Genomic DNA, 22,742 nt, shown 5'->3' on the forward strand with positions numbered 1-22,742 from the left:
TAAAAAAACTATATACTTAATAATAAATATTACTAATAAGGATTATATATTATGAGTAGAACAAAAGAAACAACTATACTTCTAAATATGGGAGGACCTAGAAATTTTGATGAAATAAATACTTTTTTAGTAAATATGTTTAATGACTATTATATACTAAACATAAAAAATAGTTTCATAAGAGGCATGATAGCCAAAAAAATAGTAAATAAAATAAGACCTGATGTAATAAGACATTATGAAGCTATAGGAGGAAAATCACCAATAAATGAATATACTGAAAAACTCATAAATAAATTAAATGAATTAGACAGTTCAAGAGATTATAAATACATAATGAATTATACTCCGCCCTACTCTTACGATGTATTAAAAGAGTTAAAAGAAAACAATATATATAATATTACATTATTCAGTATGTATCCTCAATATTCAGAAGTTACAGTAAAATCATCTTTAGAAAGCGTTTATAAAGCTATGAAAAAATTAAAATATAATCCTAAAGTCAATATAATAGACAGATACTATGACAATGAATACTATAATGATTCTATAGTACAATTAATAAAAAATACCATTGCTGATAAAAATGCAGAAGAATACATATTAATATTTTCTGCCCATTCTATACCAAAAATGTATGCTGATAAAGGAGATCCTTATGAGCATGAATGCAATTATAATGTTCAGATATTAAGAGAAAAACTTCATAATGCAGGTTTAAATTTCAAAGATATTGTTATTTCTTATCAGTCAAAAATAGGAAAAATTGAATGGCTTGAACCATCAACTATAGATACAATAAAAAAATATAATAGCGAAAAATTAATAATATATCCTTTAGCATTCACTGTAGACAATTCAGAAACTATTTATGAAATAGATATTGAATATAGAGAAGAATCCATAAATAAATACAATATTAAAGATTTCATATTATGTCCTTGCTTGAATGATAATATAAATTTTGCTCAAAGTATAATAGAAATACAAAATATACATCAAAAACAGAATTTAAATATGCATTATAATAGAAAAATAGTTTAAAAAATATATATAACTTTTTTATATTCCCTAAGTTTTATAATAAGTATAGAATTTTAAAGTAAATAATATTCTCATAAAATATTTTATAATTAAAATATTTTTACTTTCATTATTTACTTTAAAATTATTTATGATATAACATTACAAGATAAAAATATCGTTTTTGGAGCTTTTATGAGAAAACTTATTGTAAAACTAAAAACTATTTACTGTATTATGATAATGTCATTAATTTTAACAATGATAACAGGAGTTAGTATGTTTGCAGCAGTGGCTATCGATAGAACTACTCCAATTGGGGAAAATACAAGTAGAGCAAATTATGAAGCAATAACAGTTACATTCAATCAGCAAATGGTAGCTTTACAGGCTATTAAAGAAGTAACTAATCAATATTTCAATTTTAATATAGATGTTAAAGGTACATATAAATGGCTTTCTATTAATACATTAGCATTCTACCCTAGCGAGCCTTTACCAGATAACACAAAAATAGAAGTTACATTAAAGAAAGGAATAAAAAGCGAACTTACAGGCGATGTATTAGAAAATGATTATACTTGGACTTTTAATACTTTAAGACCTATAATGCAGAAAAGTTCTCCTTATGACAGACAATCAGAACTTCCTACAGATGTTAATATAGTTGTTTATTACAATATGCCTATATATCTTCAAAGTGCAAAAGAAAAAATACAATTAATCGCAAGCAATAATACTACTATAGATTTTGATGTAAGATATGCAAAAATAGAAGATTTAAGAGAATGGGAAACTAATGAATACAAATTAGAACAAGTATTAGTTATAAAACCTAAAAAAGCTTTAGCTAAAAATGATGAGATAACAGTACATATAGGAGAAGGACTTGCTGCTGTTAATGGAGATTTAGGCACAGCAAATGCTAAAAGCTTTAATTTTTCTACACATGATGAATTCTATTTCAGCGGAAACAGCGAGCAAACTGTAACAGCATCATATTCTCCTGAAGCTCCTAAATTAGAGTTCAGTACAAGAGTTGAATGGGCTGATTTAATAAGAAACATTGAAATCACTCCGGCAATTCAGCTTCCTACAGAAGAAGAAATTCAGCAAAATTCTTGGTCATCTAAAAGTTTTTCACTTTATCAATTAAGATTCAATCCAAATGTTACATATAATATAAAAATTAATGGAAGTTTAAAAGACGCTTACGGACAAACTTTGGCTCAGGAACAAAATATCACTTTAAATGTTACTGATTATAACCCAAGCGTTTCTATACCTTCAGGAATGGGAGTTGTTGAATCTTATGAGGGAATAAAACTTCCTGTACAGGTAATGAACCCTAATACTATTAATATACAAAGCAGATATGTTGATAAAGAAAATATCATACCTTTCCTATTTGTAAATAAACAAGTATACAGATATGATGAAACTCCTGAATTCAGAAGATATACAAATCAATATAAAAATTTATTCGGTTACAATAATACTACAGAATATACTCCAAATGTTGAAAGAAACAGATATATTACAACAGCATTATATTTAACTAATTATATGAATAATAAACAGTACGGACTTTTATCTATAGAGTTTAAGACTAAAACAGGATATCAAAGTCAGTACGATTATTCTACTGCTTCACAGATACAAATAACATCTATGGGATTAACAGGTAAATTCTCAGGCGATTCAAACACTATATTTGTAACTGATTTAAAAACAGGAATGCCTGTTGAAGGAGCTGAAGTAGAAATAAGAGATGATTTCAACAGAGTTTTAGCAAGAGCTACTACAGATAAAAACGGAATAGCAACTACTAAAGGATTTAGAGAATTAGGAATAAAAAGAGCAAGCAGATGGGATACTCCAAGACAATGGGCTATAGTTACAAAAGGTGATGATGTATCTTTTATAAATAGTGATTGGGGCACAGGCGTTTCACCTTGGAGAATGGATATAAGTTATGATTATTCACCTGCTGACAGAGATTATAATGGTTCTATGTTCACAGAAAGAGGACTTTATAAACCTGGTGAAGAAGTACATATAAAAGGTGTTATAAGAGAAAATATATTAGGAAATTGGAAAATAGCTAGAGATTTCAAAACAGGATTATACACTGTTAATAATTCAAGAGGCGAAGAAATACATAAAGGAACAGTTACTTTAAATGAATACGGTTCTTATTTAATTGACTTTACTCTTCCAGCTGATGCTCCTACAGGATATTACAGTGTAAATGTTGAATTCAAAAGCGATTCAAATAAACAAAGCGATGAAGAAAAACAAGAAGGCGTAAAAGATCAAACATATAGTTTATCTCAAAGCTTCAGAGTAGAAGAATTCAAACCTTTAGAATATGAAAGCAGACTTTGGGTTGAAGATAAAAATTATTATTTAGGCGATACAATGCCTATTAAGATGTCAGGCTGGTATTTATTCGGCGAGCCTATGATATCTAATCAAGTAGATTATAATATATCTATGAACGAAACTTTCTTCACTCCTCCTAATAATGCAGGATTCAGATTCACAAAATTAAGCTGGTTTGAAGATGAGTATTATAATAATTATTATTCTATGATAGCAAATGGTACAGGTGCATTAGATGAAAACGGTGAATATGCTTATGCTCCTACTATAGATGCAAGCCGCTCAATACATGCTGCTTATGTTACTATAGAATCAACTGTATCAGGTGAAGACTCTCAAAGAGTAAGCACAACTAAAAGCGTATTAGTTCATGGAAGCGATTATTATATAGGTATAAAAAGACAAGGCTATTTCTTAGAAACAGATAAGCCTGCACAATTAGAATTCATAGCTGTTGATCCTGAAGGAAACAGACTCGAAGGCAAGAAAATAGAAGTTCAGGTTATAAGAAGACATTGGGAATCAGTAAGAAAAGCTATAACAGGCGGAAGATTTGAATGGGAATCAAAACAGATAGATGATGTTGTTGAAACTACTACAGTTACAACAAAAAAAGATCCTGTTGCATATAGCTTTACTCCTACAAATTCAGGACTTTACATAATATTAGCAAGAGCAAAAGACTCTAAAAACAGAGAAGTTGCTTCTGATGAATATATGTATGTTATAGGTAAAGATTATGCTCCTTGGGCTATGTTCGATGATGATTTGTTAGAGCTTATCACAGAAAAAGAAGAATATCAGCCAGGCGAAACAGCTAAGATAATGATAAAATCTCCTTATGAATCTGCTACTGCTTTAGTAACAGTTGAAAGGGAATATGTAATAGATTCTTATGTTACAAATATTGAAGGTTCTACTGCTTTAATAGAAGTACCTATAAAACCAGAATATTTACCTAATATTTATGTAGGTGTTTCACTTGTTAAGGGAAGAGTTGAAAATGAAGCATATACTAATTATGCTACTGATGAGGGAAAACCTTCATTTAAAATAGGTTATGCAGGACTTTCAGTATCACCTCGTGAGAAAGAACTTAATGTAAAAATAACAAAATCTGCTGATACTTTAGAGCCTCGAGATGAAATGACAGTAGATTTATATGTAGAAACTAAAGAAAGCCAGCCTATGGAAACAGAAATTATGTTAAGCGTAGTTGATGTTGGAGTATTAAATTTAATAGGTTATAAAACTCCTAACTGGTTCAATACTTTCTATGGACAAAGACCTTTGAGTGTAGCAAGTGCCGACACAAGAATACACTTAATAGGACAGAGAAACTATGGAGAGAAAGGAGATACTCCTGGCGGTGATGGTATGAGAGCTGCTAATGATATGATGGCTAAAGCTGAAGCTATGGGTATGGATGTATTCAGTATAAGAAAGAATTTCTTGACAACTGCATTCTATCAAGGAAGAGTAAAAACTGATGCTAACGGTAAAGCTACAGTTACATTCAATTTACCTGATAATATTACATCATTTAGAATAATGGCTTCTGCTATAAATAAAGATGGTTATTTCGGTGCTTCTGATGATGTTGTAGTAGTTAAGAAAAATATCATGCTTATGCCTACCCTACCTGAATTTACTTATGTTGAAGATAAATTCAAAGCAGGAAGTATAGTATATAATTATTCCGATCAGGATTTAGAAATAGAAGTTCAGGCTGTTGCTTCTAATGCTGTAATAGAAAATGCATCTCAAAAAATTACTGTTCCTAAAGGCGGTAATGCTGATGTAAGATTCGATATTATAGCTACAAACAGAGGAGAGGCTAAAGTTACAATATTAGCTAAAGGCGGAGAATATACTGATGCTGTAGAAAAAGCATTTAAAGTTAATGTTCCTATGACTACAGAATCTGTTGCTCTATTCTCAAGCACTACAAATAATAATACTGATTTAATGCTTAAAATTCCTAATATATCAGAAGCGTATAAAGGTGCCGGAGATTTAGAAGTTTATATGTCTCCTAGTGCATTCAGCGAACTTACAGGCGGTATAAATTATCTTATAAATTATCCTTATCTTTGTTTAGAACAGCAGTTATCAAGAGTTTATCCTATAATAACAAGTAAGAGATTATTAGTAGACATGAAGCTTACTGATATATCTGAAGAAAATTTAGATAAAACAGTTCAGGATTTCTTAAAAATGATGCCTACATATCAAAGTCCTGACGGAGGATTCTCTTACTGGCCTAGCAAAACTTGGATATCTCCATGGCTTACTGCTTATGCTGCTGATGCTATGATTAAGGCCAAAAAAGAGGGATACACAGTTGATGAAAACTCTTTAAAACTAGCATTAGAATACATCAATAATTATGCTAAGAGCGGAGAGGCTGAAAAACCTAGCTTCTGGCAGGATGAATATATCAATCTTTCATCTATAGCTTATATTGCTGCAGTTCTTTCTGAAGGCGGATACAATGCTAATGATGTAAAAACTATAATAGACAGAATATATCCTCAAGTTAATAATATACCTTTCTATGGACAGGTTCAATTAATGAGAGCTATGTATTATAACAAATATGATAATAAAGCATTAACTGAAGTTAGACAGTATATACTTAACACTATTAAAGAAGATCCTAACACAGCACATTATGAGCTTGAAGCATATTATTCTAATCTTTATTGGATACACTCTTCTTCAGTAAGAGACACATCTGTTGCTTTATATGCTTTAATAGAAACAGGTTATGACAATGCTATCAATGAAAAAGTAGTTCGTTGGTTAGTTCAGTCAAGAAAAAACGGCAGATATTTAAATACTCAGGACAATGTTTCAGTATTTGCTGCTATGAATATGTATTATAAAAAATATGAAAATGTTAAGCCTAATTTCAAAGCAGAGTTTATATATCAAGGAAAAACTTTACTTGAAGAAACATTCACGGCAAGAACTCAGCCTAGCCTAACTAAAAAATATACTTTAGATGAGTTTATGAATGAAAGATTAAGTAATTCAAATACTAGATCTGCTTTAGCTAATATAAAACGTAATGGAGACGGAAGACTTTATTATGGTGTTAGACTTACTTATGCTCCTCGTGAATTAGCTGTTAATAGAGATATGGGTATAAAAGTAGAAAGAAGATACGAAACTAAAGACGGCAGAGTATTAGACTTAACTAAAGATAAATTCAAGCAAGGTGAGGAATATGTTGTTGTAGTAAAAGTAACAGCTCCTTTTGAAAGACATTTCGTTGTAGTTGATACTCCTATTGCGGCAGGTATGAGAATATTGAATGCTAGCTTTGCTACAGAAAGCAGCGAAGTTAAAAACTTAACTGGAAATGCTGGCAAACCTACTTGGTGGTGGGGCGGATTCAATCACACTGAAAACTACAATGACAAAATATTATTGTTTGCTGATATGCTTAGTGACGGCGAACATGAATATAGATATGTAGTTCGTGCTGTTACTCCTGGTGAATATTTACTTCCTGCTACTAAGGCTGAAGAAATGTACAATCCTGAAGTATTCGGTTATGACGGACAGCATAAAGTTGTTATAGAAGCTAAATAAATTTAAACAATAATTTTATAAAATTAAAGGCGGTATCTTTTTTGAGGTATCGCCTTTTTTATTTGATATAAAATTTATTTGTATTTATAATACTTATATGAAAAAAATGCATTTAGATATAATAAATTTTTTATTTGATAAAAATAGAGAATTAATTAATAATAAAGAAACCATTTTAAATCTTTTATTAGAAAATTATGAAAGTCTTATTAATTCTTTAAAAGAATATAAATTAAGTAAACCACCAAGAATTAATATATTTAAACTAATTGATATAGAAGAATTAGAACGTAAAAATTCTACAATATTATATGAATTACTGAAAATAAATATTAATAATGAAAATGTACGATTCAATTTTATAAACTCTTTTTTACAATATATTTTTAAAGAAGATATTATAAATGATAGTAATGAAACATTTGAAATAGAAAAAGAGTATAGTCCAAAAGGAACTCAAAAATCTATAGATTTGTATATTCATAATAGAAATTTTTCTGTTATTATTGAAAATAAAATTAACAGCGGAGATAATGGAGATAATCAGCTATTAAATTATATCAAGTATGTAAAAGATGAAATAAGTCATAATAATATTTATATTATATATTTAACTAGAGGCGGTTATTTACCTTCAGAAAATAGTTTACCAACAAAAGAAAGAATAAAATTAAAAAATAAATTTATTAATATATCACATAGAAATATTGCTGATTGGCTTAAATATATTATTTATGAAGATGAAAATTGTAATTTTATACATATGAAAGAATATGATAATTTGAAATCTGCAATAGTTCAAATTATAGAAGAAGAGGAATATTTAAGTTCAAGCAGCGAAGAGGATACTTTTATGCAAGATAAATTAAAAGAATTATTACAAAGCAATGATGCATATAATAATATTAGTACTCCTGAAGAAGCACAGGAATATATTGATTTGATTGAAAGTACAATAGAAATATTAAGACACCAAAAAACTGATAATATGCAAGATTATATAGATTATATTAAAAAAGTATCTGATATTTTGAGAGAAGATAAAAAATATAAATTTGAAATAGAAGATTCTGATACTATAAAAGATAATTTATTTAATAAAAATTTCTCTCACACAATATATAAAGGATCTGATCAAATAGAAGGTTTGTATATTATTTTAGTACTTAAATATAATCATATAAGTGTAGGATTTGATACAGGAGGAATTAAAAAAAGAGAATTAGGAAATATAATAGAAAAAATAAAAAACTATAAAATAAAATGGCTTAATATAAATGATAATGAAGGTATATGGTATGATATAGATATAAATAATAAAAGTGCTGAAGATACAGCTTCTAAAATGAAAGAATTATATGATGCATTAAAAAATATAAAATAATTAGGTATTAAATATGAATGATAAATTATTGAAGCAAATATTAGAAAACAATAAAAATTATAAACAAATATCATCTATAGAAGATATAGATAATTTTATTGATATATTAGAAAATACAAAAGAAGTTCTTATTGAAAAAAGACGGGAATTAGTACAAAAAAATGTACAGAATCATATTAATTTTTCTGAATATGTTGATAAATTGATAAAATCTAAATATGAATTGATAAAATCTAAAAATGAACATTTTAATTTAAAAAAAGAAAAAAATACTTTATTAGATGAGATTTATAACAAGACAGAATCTGATATAATATATTGTGATGTAAATGACTTTAGTATTTGTATAAAGATTGGTCAAGGAGAAGAATATATATATATTTGTATTTACTCTAAAAATACAAAACTAATAAATAAATTAAAAAGTATAATATATTTAGATGAAGAATTCTCTTTCCTTGATGGAAATGACGATCATAATATATGGGGACCTGTTGCTCAAAATGATGCAGAAGAAACAGCAAATAGAATGCTTACTATATTTAATGTAGTAAAGAAAATTAAATAGTTATTATAATTAATTTAATATATTTTTTATCGCTTTTTCTAACTTTATGGCACTGTATTTGAGTTTATAAAATAATCTTATATTTTATTATGCTTTTGAAAGCGTAAGTTAAATATTGTATTAAATAATACTAAGACAAAGCCTTGCAAATATTAAAATTAAAAAGCTTAGTATAATTTGTTATTTTTAATCTATTTACATTTGCCCGCCCTATATATTTAAAACTTTTATTTGTTATTTTATATTTTATACTTCTTTAAAACTAATACTGCAATTATAGAACCCACCCAAAATTTTATTTAACTTTATAATCTATTCACCGCACGCAGAATGAAATTATAAATATATATTAATTATGAATTCTAATTTTTACTATATTTGAAATTTTACTTACCGTGCGTATAGTAAAGTCTTAAATTTAAAAAAATCTTGGGAGGGTGCTAAAATTTCTAATAAAGCTATAAATATAATAACACCACAATTACAGAAAAAACTATAAAGGATAAAGGGCGGGACTTCAAAATAATTTTTTATATTAATAATTAAGAAAACATATCAGTAAGCCTAAAATCCCAAATCATCAAAATAAGTAATGTATAAATAAATCTATCCTGCAATTTTTGATTATCATTAAAAAAATTAATATTTATTTTTACTTTATCTTTGTAATCAATATCATTATTAGCATTTATAGTGATTTCAAGACTATCTCCATTTTCTAGTTTTAAATTATAAGTTTCAACTACACCATAATCTAAATAACTAGGATTCATTGAATACCTAGTACCGAAAGCCTTAAAAGTACCATAAGATATTTCAATGTTTTGTAATTTTTTTATTTCATTTTCCAAATTATTTTTATCTAATTTTATTATACTTAATTGATTTATTGTTTGAGTAAGTTCGTAATCTTCTAATTGTTTTCTCCATTTTGTAATAGTTTCATTATTCATTTCTATAGGACTTGCCAAACTTATAAAGCTGTCATCATCAATATTTACTTCTTCATCATCGCAATTTGTATAACTTCCGTCACCTGCATATCTAAATGTAGTTAAAAACAAATTATCTTTATCATACAAATTCCAAATAAGTGAAGAAGCAAATTTATTCATTATAGAATTATCAATAAATACTTCTTTGAAAAAACTATAATTATATTTCTTTTCATACATCAATAATTTTGTTAAATTTATAGAAAGTTTCTTTATTACTTTTGGTATTTCTTTTTTGATATATTTAATTTCTTCTTTTTCAGTTTCTGTAAAATCTCTAGGTACTGCTTTTAACTCCTTATTATTTTTTATATCAAATATATTTACAGAATAATCTGCATTCAAAATTAATTTATAATTATCATTAATAATTTTTTCTCCTCTTGAATCGAATCCCAAATTTGAACTAAACTTTAATTCTAAATCATCAATATCAAGTCCTATTTCCTTTGATATCTTATTTATTAAATTAAAAGCATTTTCTCTCAATTCTGATTTTTTAGTTTTTGAATAAATATCATATAATAACTTAATACTGTATTCTGTCGTTTTTACTGATGATAAAATTATCAAAAAGAAATTAGAGTCTTTCTCTTTCTTGTATATTTCTCTTAAAGCTTCATCGCCGCCATACAAACCATAAACAACAGCAGCAGCTTCTTTATATGTTTCTATATAAATATTTTTAGCAAAAGTCAAAAAACTTTCTCTGTCAAGTAAACCAATTATAGAATCAATTTCAAGCAAATAATAAATATCTCTTTTTAACTCTAAATATTTTAAGTATATATATTTTATAACTTTTATATCAACTATTCTTGATTTATCTTTTATTAACACATTACAATTTTCTATATAAGAAACTTTCTTCTCATCTTTTTTATTTAATTTAATAGTTTCTTCATATTTTTCAATACTGTCAAATATTTCATAATCAACAACTTCTTTCAAATCATCATAATAAATATTTTCTAATTTTCTTTTAGCAAATTGAACTTTTTTATTTTTTATTTCTGAAGCTATTTTATGAATCTCTTTTATATTCTCCTCTATTTTGTTAATTATAATTTTATTCTCATTATCAAAAGCATATAAATATAAAATCCATTTCAAACTTAATTTATCTATATTTTTAGAAATAACATCAGACCAATCGCCTAAATACTCAAGAGATTCAATATTCCAATCCCCCAAAGAATCATAATGCTGAAAACCGCTTCTAAATAACATTCCAATCATATTTTCTACTTTATCGACTTTCCAAGTACTCAAACTCTGATTAAAACTTTCTGCATCATAAAATAAACATTGCATAGATACTACATTAGAAGTGTCCCATTTATCCAAAGGCTGATTAAACTTTTTAGCTTTATCAAAAACATAATCCATTTCTATAATTTTAGATGTATTCCAAGTATTTAACGGCTGATTAAATTCATAGCAAAATTTAAACATATTTGATATATATTTCAAATTAGAAGTATCCCAATTATCTAAAGGCTGATTAAAACTATAACAATCTTCAAACATACTATGTGCATATTCTAATTTAGAAACATCCCAATTATTAATATTTTGATTAAAGTTTATACAATGCTTAAACATACTAGCAGTACTTATTAAACTAGAAGTATTCCATTTATCTAAAGACTGATTGAAATTCCAGCATTCTTCAAACATGTTATTGGCATATTCTAATTTTGAAACATTCCAATTATTAATATTTTGATTGAAATTTCTACAATTCATAAACATACCAGTAGCACTTATTACATTGGAAGTATCCCAATTATCTAAAGGCTGATTGAAATTTGAACAATGAGCAAATGTGTAAACCATTTCTTTTACTTTAGATACATTCCAAGAATTTAAATTTTGATTAAATTTTTTACAATATTTAAACATTCCTTTTATATTTTCAGCGTTAGATAGATTCCATTTAGAAATATCTTCATTAAAATTTACACACTCCCTGAACATATAACTAAAATCTATAACATTACTTACATTCCATTTATCTATACCAGAAAAATCTTCTCTTTTTATTAATGAAAATAAATATTTCATATCCGTTATTAAACTAGTATCTATATCACCTAAGTAAATATTTTCATCTTGTATTAAAATTCTTAATTCTTCTTTTGTTTGAGGATAATATTTCATTATTATGTTTCCTTATTCTTTTTTATTATTCTATATTCTTATATATATTTTTCAATTTAAAAAACTATATAATAAATAAATTTTGTATAAAATTTTTAATACAATGACAAAGTTTAATTATTGTATGGTATTTCAATTATAATATTTGTCTTTTTGCAACTTTGACGAAGTCGCGGAAAAAAAGTTAATATAATTTTTTTATTTTTATAATTGTGGCTTGCCCACCGCGAAGTGTATACGTCTGTAAAAAGAACAATAAAAAATTGACAAACTTAAAAATTTTCAGTATATACCTAAACAAATATACTTTGTCAGAAATAATTTTTTTAATTTTAAATATCTGCAGGGCTTTGCCCCGAACCCCAGTTCTTTTACAACCGAAGGAAGTACTGTAAGTATTGGTATAAAAGAACCAAGGCTCTGACCACTACACTTCGTTTCGTGAAAGAACTGCATTTTTATAGGTTATACCATATATTTAATAGGCATGTTTTAATATAAAGTTCTAGCACTTGCGTTTTCGCAAAGCGTATCCGAGCTTGTCGAGGATATAGGTTCTTTAACGAAGTCCGCAGAGCGTGTGCGTCAAAAAAGTAGATAACATTTATATAAAGTGTATCAGTTGACAAACTTAAAAATTTTCAGTATATATAACATATTTAATACTAAACTAAATCATTTTATTTTTGATTTTTGTTTATATTCATTTAAAATATTTTTTTTATTTTCAATAAGTTCTTTTAATTCTTCATAATAAATATTTTCTAATTTCTTTATAAAATCTTTTAATTTATTATATTTCAAAACTTCTTTATACACTTCTTTTATATCGCAGTTTTCAAGCATAGAAAGCAATTGTTTTTTATAATTACCTTTAGCAATAAAATAAATTTTCAATATTGATTTCATATTATTATAAGAACTTGAAAAAATATCTTTAATATCACAATATTTATTAATATCCCAATTTTCTATTGACTGATTAAAACTTTCTGCTGCAAAAAACATATCATTCATATACTTAACTTCGCTTACATTCCAAGAATTTATATTCTGATTGAAACTCAAAGCATAATAAAACATAACTTCCATATTTATAACTTTTGAAGTATTCCATTTATCAAGCGGCTGATTAAATTTATTAGCTTTTGAAAACATACCGGACATATCGGTAACATTTGAAGTATCCCAATTATTTAAAGGCTGATTAAAATTAGAACATTCATAAAAAGTATAACGCATATCTTTTACATTGCTAACATTCCAATTTTCTATATTCTGATTAAAATTCTTACAGCCAAAAAATGTAACATGTAAAGTTTCAATATTTGAAGTATCCCATTTATACAAAGGCTGATCAAACCTAAAGCAATTATAAAACATAAAGCTGATATTTTTAACATTAGAGATATTCCAGTCATTAAGAGGCTGATTAAATATAACAGCATAGTTAAACATCTTTGACATATTTTCAACTTTAGAAACGTCCCAGCTATTAATATTATAATTAAAATTTTCTGCCAATTCAAACATACTGCTCATATTAACAACATTAGAAGTATTCCAAGTTTCAAGTCCTTCAAAATTTACTCTCTTACTGTTTTGAAACAATTCGCTCATGTCTGTTATTAAACTTGTATCAATATCACCCAAGTAAATATTTTCATCTTGTATTAGATTTCTTAATTCTTCTTTAGTTTGAGGTTTATATATCATCGTTATGTTTCCTTATTATTTTTTATTATTCTATATTCTTTTATATATTTTGCAATTTTATTAACAAATCCCACCCTTCTATATTTACAATTTTACCTGTTATTTTTACTTTATAATTTCTTTAAAAACAATACTGAAATTAGAAAACCCACCCAAATTTTATTTAACTATATAATTACTTCACCGCACGGAGAATAAAACTATAAAATATATATGAATTTGAATTCTAATATTTACTATATTTAAAATTTCACTTACCGTGCGTATAGTAAAGTCTTAAATTTAAAAAAATCTTGGGCGGGTGCTGAAATTTATGATAAGGCAATAAATATAATAATATTATAATTTCAAAATAAAACTATGAAAAATAAATGGCGGGAATTATAAATAAATAAAAAATATAACTCATAAAAAATTTCTTGATTAATATATAATTAGCTATATAATATTTGCAATAAAATTTAAAAAATCATATTAAGGTTACAAAATGACATCAGAAAATAAGCATATTATAATAAGCGGAGAATTAGCATTAATTTTAGTCGTAATTATAAATAGTTTCGGAGTTGTATTAATGCTTTATTCAGGTTCAGGAATATCTGCTATATCAAGCGTGCCTTATGCTTTTTCTGAGGTTATAAAGAATATATCTCTTGGAACTTTTACTTATATTTTTCAAACTCTACTCGTATTAGTACTTATGATATTAAGGAAAAAATTTGTCGGAGAGTATTTATTTAGTTTTGTTGTAGGGTTTTGTTTCGGTAAATTTGTAGATATACATGCTGCTTGGATAAATCATTTACCATTAACAATAACAAGCAGGATAATATATTTCATAATAAGTTATTTTATATTAGCATTCGGAATAGCTCTATCAAATAGATGCGGACTTCCCATAATACCAACAGATTTATTCCCAAGAGAATTATCCAATATAATAAAAGTACCTTATGCCAAAATAAAAATAACATTCGATGTAACCTGCCTTTTAACAACAGCAATACTTACATTTATATTTTTAGGACATATAAAAGGACTTGGAATAGGTACTGTACTTGCCGCTTTTACAATGGGTAAATCTATATCCTTTATAGGAAAACTTCTAGATAAAAGAATAGAATTTATACCATATATAAAAAACTATTGCATAAATAAAATAATGCATAAACTTTAAAATTTTTCATTTTCATCATTGGAAATGATTCTAACTTCAGCATTTAAAGTAATGCCTTTTTGATTATAAACTTCCTCTCTTACTTTTCTCATAAGATTTAAAATATCTCTTCCTGTAGCATTGTTATAATTGATTATAAAATTTGCATGATAAGGTGAAACCATAGCACCTCCTACCCTAACATTTCTCATATTAATTGAATCTATAACCTTACCTGCTATCATATTAGTTTCATAATCATTTAAAAAAGTACTTCCGGCAGAAGGATATTTAAATTGATTTTTATTCTTTCTATCTTTATAAAACTTTTTCATTTCAGGCTTAATTAATTTTTTTGAACCCTTATTTAGTTTAAATCTCACATCTACAATTATATATTTCTTATACTGAAAAATGCTTCTTTTATAAGCGTACTCACAATCTTCAACATTTATATGCATATATTCAATATTATCATCTATTATACCAACTTTATCTATAAACTCAGATACGGAATGTTCATAGCATCTGGCATTCATATAAGCAGCCCCTCCTATAGTACCAGGAAGTCCTGATAAAAACTCTAAACCTGTAAAGGCATTTTTATAAGCATATTTAACAACATCCGAAACTTTTGCCCCTGAATATGCTAAAATATTATGAGATGTATGCTCTATGCGTGAGAAAAAGCCCATATAAATAATTGGAAATTCTATAACCTTATCCAAAAATAATATATTGCTTCCGCCTCCTAAAATCATATATCTTTTATTATTATCATTAAGATATTTAATCAAATCTATAAAACCATTAATAGTTTCAGGCATATAAAATTCTAAAGCCTTAGCATTAACCCTGAAAGTATTAAATTTTTTTAAAGAAACATTCTCTTTACTTAAAACACCATTAAAAGATTTAACCATTAAAATAACCTCTAATATAATTTTATTCTAAATAATATATTAATAAAACTGTCAAAAATAATTTTTATAAAATATACCAAACAGGTTTTGAATCAATTTTCGTATTAAAAAACATATCCTTAATATCAGCCTCTTTATTTATATTCCAAGCATTCAAATCCTGATTAAAACTGCAAGCATTTTTAAACATACAAGTCATAGATTTTACATTAGATACATTCCATTTATTCAAAGGCTTATTAAAATTCTCGGCTCCGCAAAACATATAAGCCATATCAATAACTTTAGAAACATCCCAATCATTTATATTTATATTGAAATTTTTTATATTATGAAACATAGACCTCATATTAACAACATTGGAAGTATCCCATTTATCTATACCAGAAAAATCTATCCTAACATTATAACTCTCATATTCACTATAAGAGCCTTCAAAACATGCAAAATTAGGCTTATCAAAAAGCATAGACATATCGGTTATTAATGAAGTGTCTATATCTCCTAAATAAATATTATTGTTTTCTATTAAACTTCTTAATTCTATTTTATTCTTTGGCGTATACACAATTAAAATCCTAATATTTAATAAAAAAGTTTTTCTTTTTTTAAATCTGTTATCATCAAAACAAGCCAATAATATATGAATCTATTTTCAACTGTTTTATTTTCACTATTAATAAATGATATATTAATTTTTACAATATCTCCATTATTAACATATTCTTGAAACTCTATTTTAATAATAAATTGATCTTTTTTAAAATCTTCAAAATAAAATATACTCTCTGAAAATTTATAAATAACATTCATAGAATATCTGCTTGCAAATGCTTTCAAACTTGAATAAACTATTTCTATGTTTTTCAGCTTTTCTATTACTTTGTTAAAATCTGAAGTATATATATTAATAATCGGAAACTGATTTATAGGCTGAAATATCTCATAATCATTTAAATGCATTTTCCATTTTGCAATATCTTCTTTAGTTAAGTCAAATACACTAGATAAATTAATATAACAATTTTCATCCATAACAACATTATTATCATCATAGTCAGTATAACTGCCGTCGCCTAAATATCTAAAAGAAGTTTTTAAATTCATATTTTCATCATATAAATTCCAAATTAAACTATATGCATATTTATTCATTATAGGATTATCAATAAAAATTTCTTTCCAAAATTTATAATTATATTTCTTACCGCTTATTAAAATTTTTATTAAATTATAATTCTGACTTTTCAATATATTAGGAATCTCTTTTCTAATATGCTTTATTTCTTCTTTTATATTTTCAGGAAAGTATTTAGGTATTGATTTTAATTCTTTTTTATTGTTAATATCAAACAATTCTACTGCATTATTATTTTTAAGAGAGATTTTATATTTATTATCATTTACTTCTATAATTTTCTCTCCTCTTTTATCTAATCCAAAATCATATACTACTTTAAAACCTAATTCATATAACTCTAAATTCATTTTTTCAGCAATAAAATTTAATAAACTAATAGCCTCTTTTTTAATAGAAGCCTTTTTATTCCTAGCAAAAACATTATATAATAAACTTAAAGCGAATTTACTGTCTGTATGCAATGCTAAAATCTTCATAAATAATAATGAACTATTTTCTCTATTGTACATTTCAATTAACATATTATCATCAGCATATACACCGCAAACTAAAACAGAAACATCTTTTTGAGAATTAATATATATTTCTCTTATACAATTTTTAAAACTTTCTTCATCAAGAAAATTAATTATATTATCAAGTGTTTGTATTTTATAAATATATTTTTTTAAATTAAAATACTCTAAATAAATATACTTTATTATTTTTATGCCTATAATTTTTGATTTATCTTTAGTTAAAACTTTTATTTCTTTTTCTTTTATTATATCATCAATAAAATTTAATTTTTGATTATTCTTTTTATCATAATTTATAGAATTCTCTATATCTTCTATACTGATAAAATTTAATACTTCATTATTATTCGTTTTTAATTCTGATAATTCTCTATAAAATTCATTTTCAAGCATTATTCTAAAATCAGTATATATTTTATTATTATAATTAATAATACTTTTATATGCTTCTTTTACATTATTTTTTATTATTTCAAACTGTTCAATCTTTGATGATTTATTCTTTGCTGTTACATATTCAGCAATTATAAATTGTATAGGAATTTTATTATTCTTTTTTAATGGAGTTTCTTCAAATGCAAAAGCTAAATCTGATACATTATCCAAATTCCAATTTGATAAATCCTGATTAAACATTATAGCATTATAAAACATACTATACATATTTTCTAATTTTGCAGTATTCCATTTATTTAAAGGCTTATTAAAACTTCCTGCTCCATTAAACATAGAAAGCATATATTTTACATTTGAAATATCCCAATCATTTAAAGATTTATTAAAATTATAAGCACCAGCAAACATAACTGTCATATTTTCAACATTAGAAACATTCCATTTATCTAAAGGCTGATTAAAATTATAACAATTAAAAAACATCTCTTTCATATTTCTAACATTAGATACATTCCAGCTGTTAATATTCTGATTAAATTCCTTACAAGCTAAAAACATTCCCCCCATATCATTTACTTTTGAAATATCCCATTTGTCTAAAGGCTGATTAAATTTACTGCAGCCTGAAAACATTTTTTTCATATTTTCAACTTTAGAAACATTCCATTTATCCAAAGGCTTATTAAACTTTTCACATAAACAAAACATATTACTCATATCTGTAACATTAGATACATTCCAACTATTAATATCCTGATTAAATTCCTTACAAGCTAAAAACATTCCCCCCATATCATTTACTTTTGAAATATCCCATTTGTCTAAAGGCTGATTAAATTTACTGCAGCCTGAAAACATTTTTTTCATATTTTCAACTTTAGAAACATTCCAATTATTGACACATTGATTAAAAGTATTATTATGAAATATATTAAACATAGATTCCATATTAATAACATTCTCTGTATTCCAATTTTCTATACCTGAATAATCTTTTCTCTTAGTTTTTGAAAATAAATTTGACATATCAGTTATTAATGAGGTATCAATATCGCCTAAATATATATTATTATCTTCTACTAATTTTTTTAATTCTTCTTTATCTTTGGGTTTATATTTACACATAGTTTAAATATTAAAAGTATTATTGATTCTGATTATCTGAATTATTAGAAATATTTTCAGAATTTTCATTATTGCTATTATTTTGATTATTTTCTTCTGAAGAATTATTTTCAGTATTTTCGTTACTTTCTTCTATAGCCTCTTCATTATTAGGAGCTTCTTCTGAATTATTATTACTTTCTTCTGCTGACTCTTCATAATCATCTGATTTATCTTCTTCTGCTTTAGGCATAAACTTTTCATCTCTTTTAAATACATAAATCTCTCTAAACTTCATCTCTTGTTTAAGAAGAATTTCTTTCTCTTTAACAAGTTCAAGCATGGCCAAAAAGAATGTAACAAGCTGTCTTTTAGTAACTCCGTCTTTAAATAAAGTAATAAAAGGAAAGAAGGCTGTTTCAGATAATTTGATTCTTATCATATCAATGGCATTATCTATATGGAAATTAGACATTCCCGAAAGAACCGCCAAATCTGTTTCCGGAACAAACTGCACCTTAGTGAATGCATAAACCAAATCATAAAGCGTAATATCCTTCCAAGCTACCTCATTATCATCTGTACTTACAGTTTTGAAGAATTTTACCCTTTCAGTATCTTTTCTTTCAAATATAGTGTCTGATGTATCCTGAAGTTTATCAAGTTCTTCAGAAACCATTTTATATCTTTGAAATTCAAGCATCTGTTCAACTATTTCAAATTTAAGCTTATCTGTAAATTTATCATCGTCCATATCATGAGGAAGAAGCATTTTGGATTTATAAAGGTGGAACTCTGAAGCAACAACCAAAAAGTCTCCAGTTGAATCCAAATTTAAAGCAGCCTGAGCCTTCAAATATTCTACAAACTGGTCTATAATTTCAAGTATAGACACTTCATATATACTTTTCTCACTTCTTTTAAGCATATCAAAAAGTATAGACAATGGTCCTTCATAATCTATACTGGATAATGAAACTGTAAACTCTTTATAATCCGGCTTACTGTTTTCTGTTTCTTCTTTGGCTGAAGCGTCTGCATTTATTGTATTATTATTTTCTTGCTGTGTTTCGTTTATATTTTCTTCCATAATGGGATATAATATATTATAAAAATATAAAAATTCAAGTATATAATTTTCCATTAATAATATTGACAATAAATTAAATTCTAATATTATTTACATAATAAAATATTTATAGGGGGTAATATAATGAAAAAAATAAATATAGGGTTTATAGGTGCTGGACATATTGCAGAAAAAATGGCGCAAACTATTTCAAAAATTAAAGAAGCACAATCTTATGCAGTAAGTGCAAGAGATATAAAAAGGAGTAAGGCTTTCGCTAAAAAATACGGATTCAAAAAATTTTACAGCTCTTATGAAGAAATGCTAAAAGATGAAAATGTTGATTTGGTATATATAGCCACTCCTCATTCACATCACTATGAACATATAAAATTATGTTTGGAAAATAATAAGCATGTTATATGTGAAAAGGCTTTTACTGTTAATGTTAAACAAGCTAGAGAAGTTTTAATACTTGCTAAAAAGAAAAAACTTTTACTTGCTGAAGCTATTTGGACTAGATACATGCCTAGCAGACAAATAATCAATGATACTATAAAAAGCGGTATAATAGGAAAAGTTACATCATTAACTGCTAATTTAGGTTATGTTATAAATAAAGTACCTAGATTGATAGAACCGGAACTTGCTGGAGGAGCTTTACTTGATGTTGGTGTTTATACTATAAATTTCGCTTTAATGGTATTCGGTAATAAAATAAAAAAAATAGATTCTTCATGCGTAAAAACTAGCAAAGGTGTAGATGAGCAGAACTCTATTACATTAACTTTTGAAGATAATAAAATGGCTATATTAAACTCTACAATGTCAGCATTAACTAACAGAGAAGGCGTTATAAATGGCGACAAAGGTTATATGGTTGTAAAAAATATAAATAATCCTGAAAGCATAACAGTTTATTCATTGGACAGAAAGGTTGTAAAAACAATAAAAGTACCTAAACAAATAAGCGGTTATGAATATCAAATAATTTCATGTATCAATGCTATTAATAACGGTAAATTAGAATGCGAAGAAATGCCTCATGAAGATATTTTGAGAGTAATGAATATAATGGATACTTTGAGAAGAAGCTGGAAAATAAAATATCCTTTTGAAAAATAATTTTATTTAGCATATAAAAAAGCCGCTAATATTTATATATTAACGGCTTTTTATTTATACATATTTTTTAATTAATATCATAAATATATACGCTTTCTGCTATATCTTCATCATCTATCTTCAAAGTATTTTTTGTACCGGAATCTTTAAATCCGTTTTTCTCATAAAACTTTTTAGCTTCTTCATTTTTCTCAAAAACGCAAAGACATATATTAGTATAACCAGACTCTTTCATATATTTTACAGCCTGCTCTAATAATAACTTACCTATTCCGGAACCCTGATATATAGGATGAACATATAATGATATTATCTCGCCGTATCCTTCCATATTGCATCTGCTTTTTCCATGAGATATAACAGCTATAGGTTTTCCGTCAATATAGGCTAAATGTGCCTCTCTAGTTTTATTATTAATACCGTCTTCAAATTCTTCGCACCAATCATCTAAATATATTCTTTTAAGATATGATTCAGGTATAATATTTTTATAAGCATCTTTCCAGCATATGGCATGAAGTTTGCTTATATCAAAAACATCTTCTAATCCTGCTTTTTTTATAGTTATATCCATTTAATTATACCTCTTTTTAATAATAATCATTACTATTAAATAAATTATATATCTATAATAAGTTATTTTCAATTATTTATTTTTATTTTTTATAAAAAATTATAAAGTGCTAAGATTTCTTAAAGCATTACTTATCAAATCTTCTGTAGTCATATTATCTTTATTTTCTATTGCAGACAAAGCCTTAACAGCTTCATTATTTGAAAAACCTAATGATATCAAAGCTTTTATAACATCGCTTTCATTATCATTACTAATAACAGATGGTGAAATATTAATATCTATCTTTTCTATCTTGTCCCTTAACTCAAATAAAAGTTTTTCGGCCTTTTTTACTCCCATACCTGATACTTTTTTAAGTAAATTTATATCCTTATTAAAAAGTATATGCATCAAATCATTTATGGAATAAGTAGAAAGAACTTCCATAGCCAATTTAGGACCTACTCCTGAAGCAGACATAAGAGTAGTGAACATATTTTTTTCTTCTCTAGTTAAAAAACCATAAAGTATCATAGCATCTTCTCTGTGTATAAGTTTGGTATAAAGCCTTATATTATCATCATTTTTCACATCTAATTTTTTTGATACTATAACCTCATAGCCGACACCATTACAAAGAAGAGCAATGACACCTTCTGATATTATTTGAACTTTACCTTCTATAAAAGCAAACATTATAAACTAGGCTCGTATTCTAATTCTTTTATAGTGTCAAGCATTTTATCAGTGCTTACTTTAGACTCATCATATTCTACTTCAGCACAAGCATTTTCTAAACTTACATTAACTTTGCTTACACCGTCTAAAGCACTTAACTCTTCTGTAACTGCTTTAACACAATTTTGACAGCCCATACCTTTTATTTTTATAGTAACATTTTTCATTTTATATCTCCT

General features: G+C 25.9%; 15 protein-coding genes. 6 read left to right on the forward strand and 9 right to left on the reverse strand.

Translation table 11 applies throughout. From position 1 onward, the window contains the following. Positions 1-51 precede the first annotated feature (51 nt). The 4 genes from hemH (at position 52) to BRSU_RS08180 (ending at position 8,963) form a co-directional block, all read left to right on the forward strand. The gene (gene hemH, locus BRSU_RS08165; protein WP_048594859.1) at positions 52-1,047 is read left to right on the forward strand and encodes a ferrochelatase; all 996 of its coding nucleotides are present in this window, start codon (positions 52-54) and stop codon (positions 1,045-1,047) included. Between the two features lie 174 nt (positions 1,048-1,221). After that, complete coding sequence (locus BRSU_RS08170; protein WP_048594860.1) at positions 1,222-7,011, forward strand: Ig-like domain-containing alpha-2-macroglobulin family protein; 5,790 nt, start codon at positions 1,222-1,224, stop codon at positions 7,009-7,011. A 97-nt stretch (positions 7,012-7,108) separates the two neighbouring features. Then, entirely contained in the window at positions 7,109-8,395 is a 1,287-nt protein-coding gene (locus BRSU_RS08175) for a PDDEXK-like family protein (protein ID WP_083997874.1), read from the forward strand. 13 nt (positions 8,396-8,408) lie between these two features. Further along, the gene (locus BRSU_RS08180; RefSeq protein ID WP_048594862.1) at positions 8,409-8,963 is read left to right on the forward strand and encodes a hypothetical protein; all 555 of its coding nucleotides are present in this window, start codon (positions 8,409-8,411) and stop codon (positions 8,961-8,963) included. A 542-nt stretch (positions 8,964-9,505) separates the two neighbouring features. Here the strand turns inward: BRSU_RS08180 and BRSU_RS08185 are convergent. Both BRSU_RS08185 and BRSU_RS08190 read right to left on the reverse strand, forming a co-directional pair. Next, the gene (locus BRSU_RS08185; RefSeq protein ID WP_048594863.1) at positions 9,506-12,124 is read right to left on the reverse strand and encodes a BspA family leucine-rich repeat surface protein; all 2,619 of its coding nucleotides are present in this window, start codon (positions 12,122-12,124) and stop codon (positions 9,506-9,508) included. A 672-nt stretch (positions 12,125-12,796) separates the two neighbouring features. After that, the gene (locus BRSU_RS08190; RefSeq protein WP_053082762.1) at positions 12,797-13,837 is read right to left on the reverse strand and encodes a BspA family leucine-rich repeat surface protein; all 1,041 of its coding nucleotides are present in this window, start codon (positions 13,835-13,837) and stop codon (positions 12,797-12,799) included. 487 nt (positions 13,838-14,324) lie between these two features. Here BRSU_RS08190 and BRSU_RS08195 point away from each other — a divergent pair, with 487 nt between their 5' ends. Next, the gene (locus BRSU_RS08195) at positions 14,325-15,014 is read left to right on the forward strand and encodes a DUF6198 family protein (RefSeq protein ID WP_048594864.1); all 690 of its coding nucleotides are present in this window, start codon (positions 14,325-14,327) and stop codon (positions 15,012-15,014) included. Here BRSU_RS08195 and murB read toward each other — a convergent pair. From murB to BRSU_RS08215, 4 genes are all read right to left on the reverse strand, one after another. Beyond that, positions 15,011-15,916 carry a UDP-N-acetylmuramate dehydrogenase gene (murB, locus tag BRSU_RS08200; protein WP_048594865.1) on the reverse strand — a complete coding sequence of 302 codons (906 nt, stop codon included), beginning with the start codon at positions 15,914-15,916 and terminating at the stop codon, positions 15,011-15,013. The two genes, BRSU_RS08195 and murB, sit on opposite strands and share 4 nt — an antisense overlap. Positions 15,917-15,980: 64 nt before the next feature. Continuing rightward, positions 15,981-16,484: a BspA family leucine-rich repeat surface protein gene (locus tag BRSU_RS08205; RefSeq protein ID WP_048595160.1), complete on the reverse strand. Its 504-nt coding sequence runs from the start codon at positions 16,482-16,484 to the stop codon at positions 15,981-15,983. A 17-nt stretch (positions 16,485-16,501) separates the two neighbouring features. Further along, the gene (locus BRSU_RS08210; RefSeq protein WP_048594866.1) at positions 16,502-19,096 is read right to left on the reverse strand and encodes a BspA family leucine-rich repeat surface protein; all 2,595 of its coding nucleotides are present in this window, start codon (positions 19,094-19,096) and stop codon (positions 16,502-16,504) included. 19 nt (positions 19,097-19,115) lie between these two features. Beyond that, on the reverse strand, positions 19,116-20,165 hold the full coding sequence (locus BRSU_RS08215) for a segregation and condensation protein A (RefSeq protein WP_048595161.1): 1,050 nt from the start codon (positions 20,163-20,165) through the stop codon (positions 19,116-19,118). 123 nt (positions 20,166-20,288) lie between these two features. Between BRSU_RS08215 and BRSU_RS08220 the strand changes: the two genes are divergently transcribed. Beyond that, the gene (locus tag BRSU_RS08220; RefSeq protein WP_048594867.1) at positions 20,289-21,269 is read left to right on the forward strand and encodes a Gfo/Idh/MocA family protein; all 981 of its coding nucleotides are present in this window, start codon (positions 20,289-20,291) and stop codon (positions 21,267-21,269) included. Between the two features lie 67 nt (positions 21,270-21,336). On the opposite strand, the gene BRSU_RS08225 is transcribed toward BRSU_RS08220, so the two are convergent. The 3 genes from BRSU_RS08225 to BRSU_RS08235 all read right to left on the reverse strand — a co-directional run bounded on the left by BRSU_RS08225 (position 21,337) and on the right by BRSU_RS08235 (position 22,730). Then, positions 21,337-21,843, reverse strand: a complete 507-nt coding sequence (locus tag BRSU_RS08225; RefSeq protein ID WP_048594868.1) for a GNAT family N-acetyltransferase — start codon at positions 21,841-21,843, stop codon at positions 21,337-21,339. Between the two features lie 99 nt (positions 21,844-21,942). Beyond that, entirely contained in the window at positions 21,943-22,521 is a 579-nt protein-coding gene (gene ruvA, locus BRSU_RS08230) for a Holliday junction branch migration protein RuvA (protein ID WP_048594869.1), read from the reverse strand. Then, positions 22,521-22,730 (reverse strand): heavy-metal-associated domain-containing protein, encoded by a 210-nt coding sequence (locus tag BRSU_RS08235; RefSeq protein ID WP_014487389.1) that lies wholly within the window; start codon positions 22,728-22,730, stop codon positions 22,521-22,523. Before BRSU_RS08235 ends, ruvA begins: the two co-directional genes overlap by 1 nt. Positions 22,731-22,742: the final 12 nt, after the last annotated feature.

Origin of the sequence: Brachyspira suanatina (assembly GCF_001049755.1) — a bacterium.
In the GTDB taxonomy this organism is placed as follows: Bacteria; Spirochaetota; Brachyspiria; order Brachyspirales; family Brachyspiraceae; genus Brachyspira; species Brachyspira suanatina.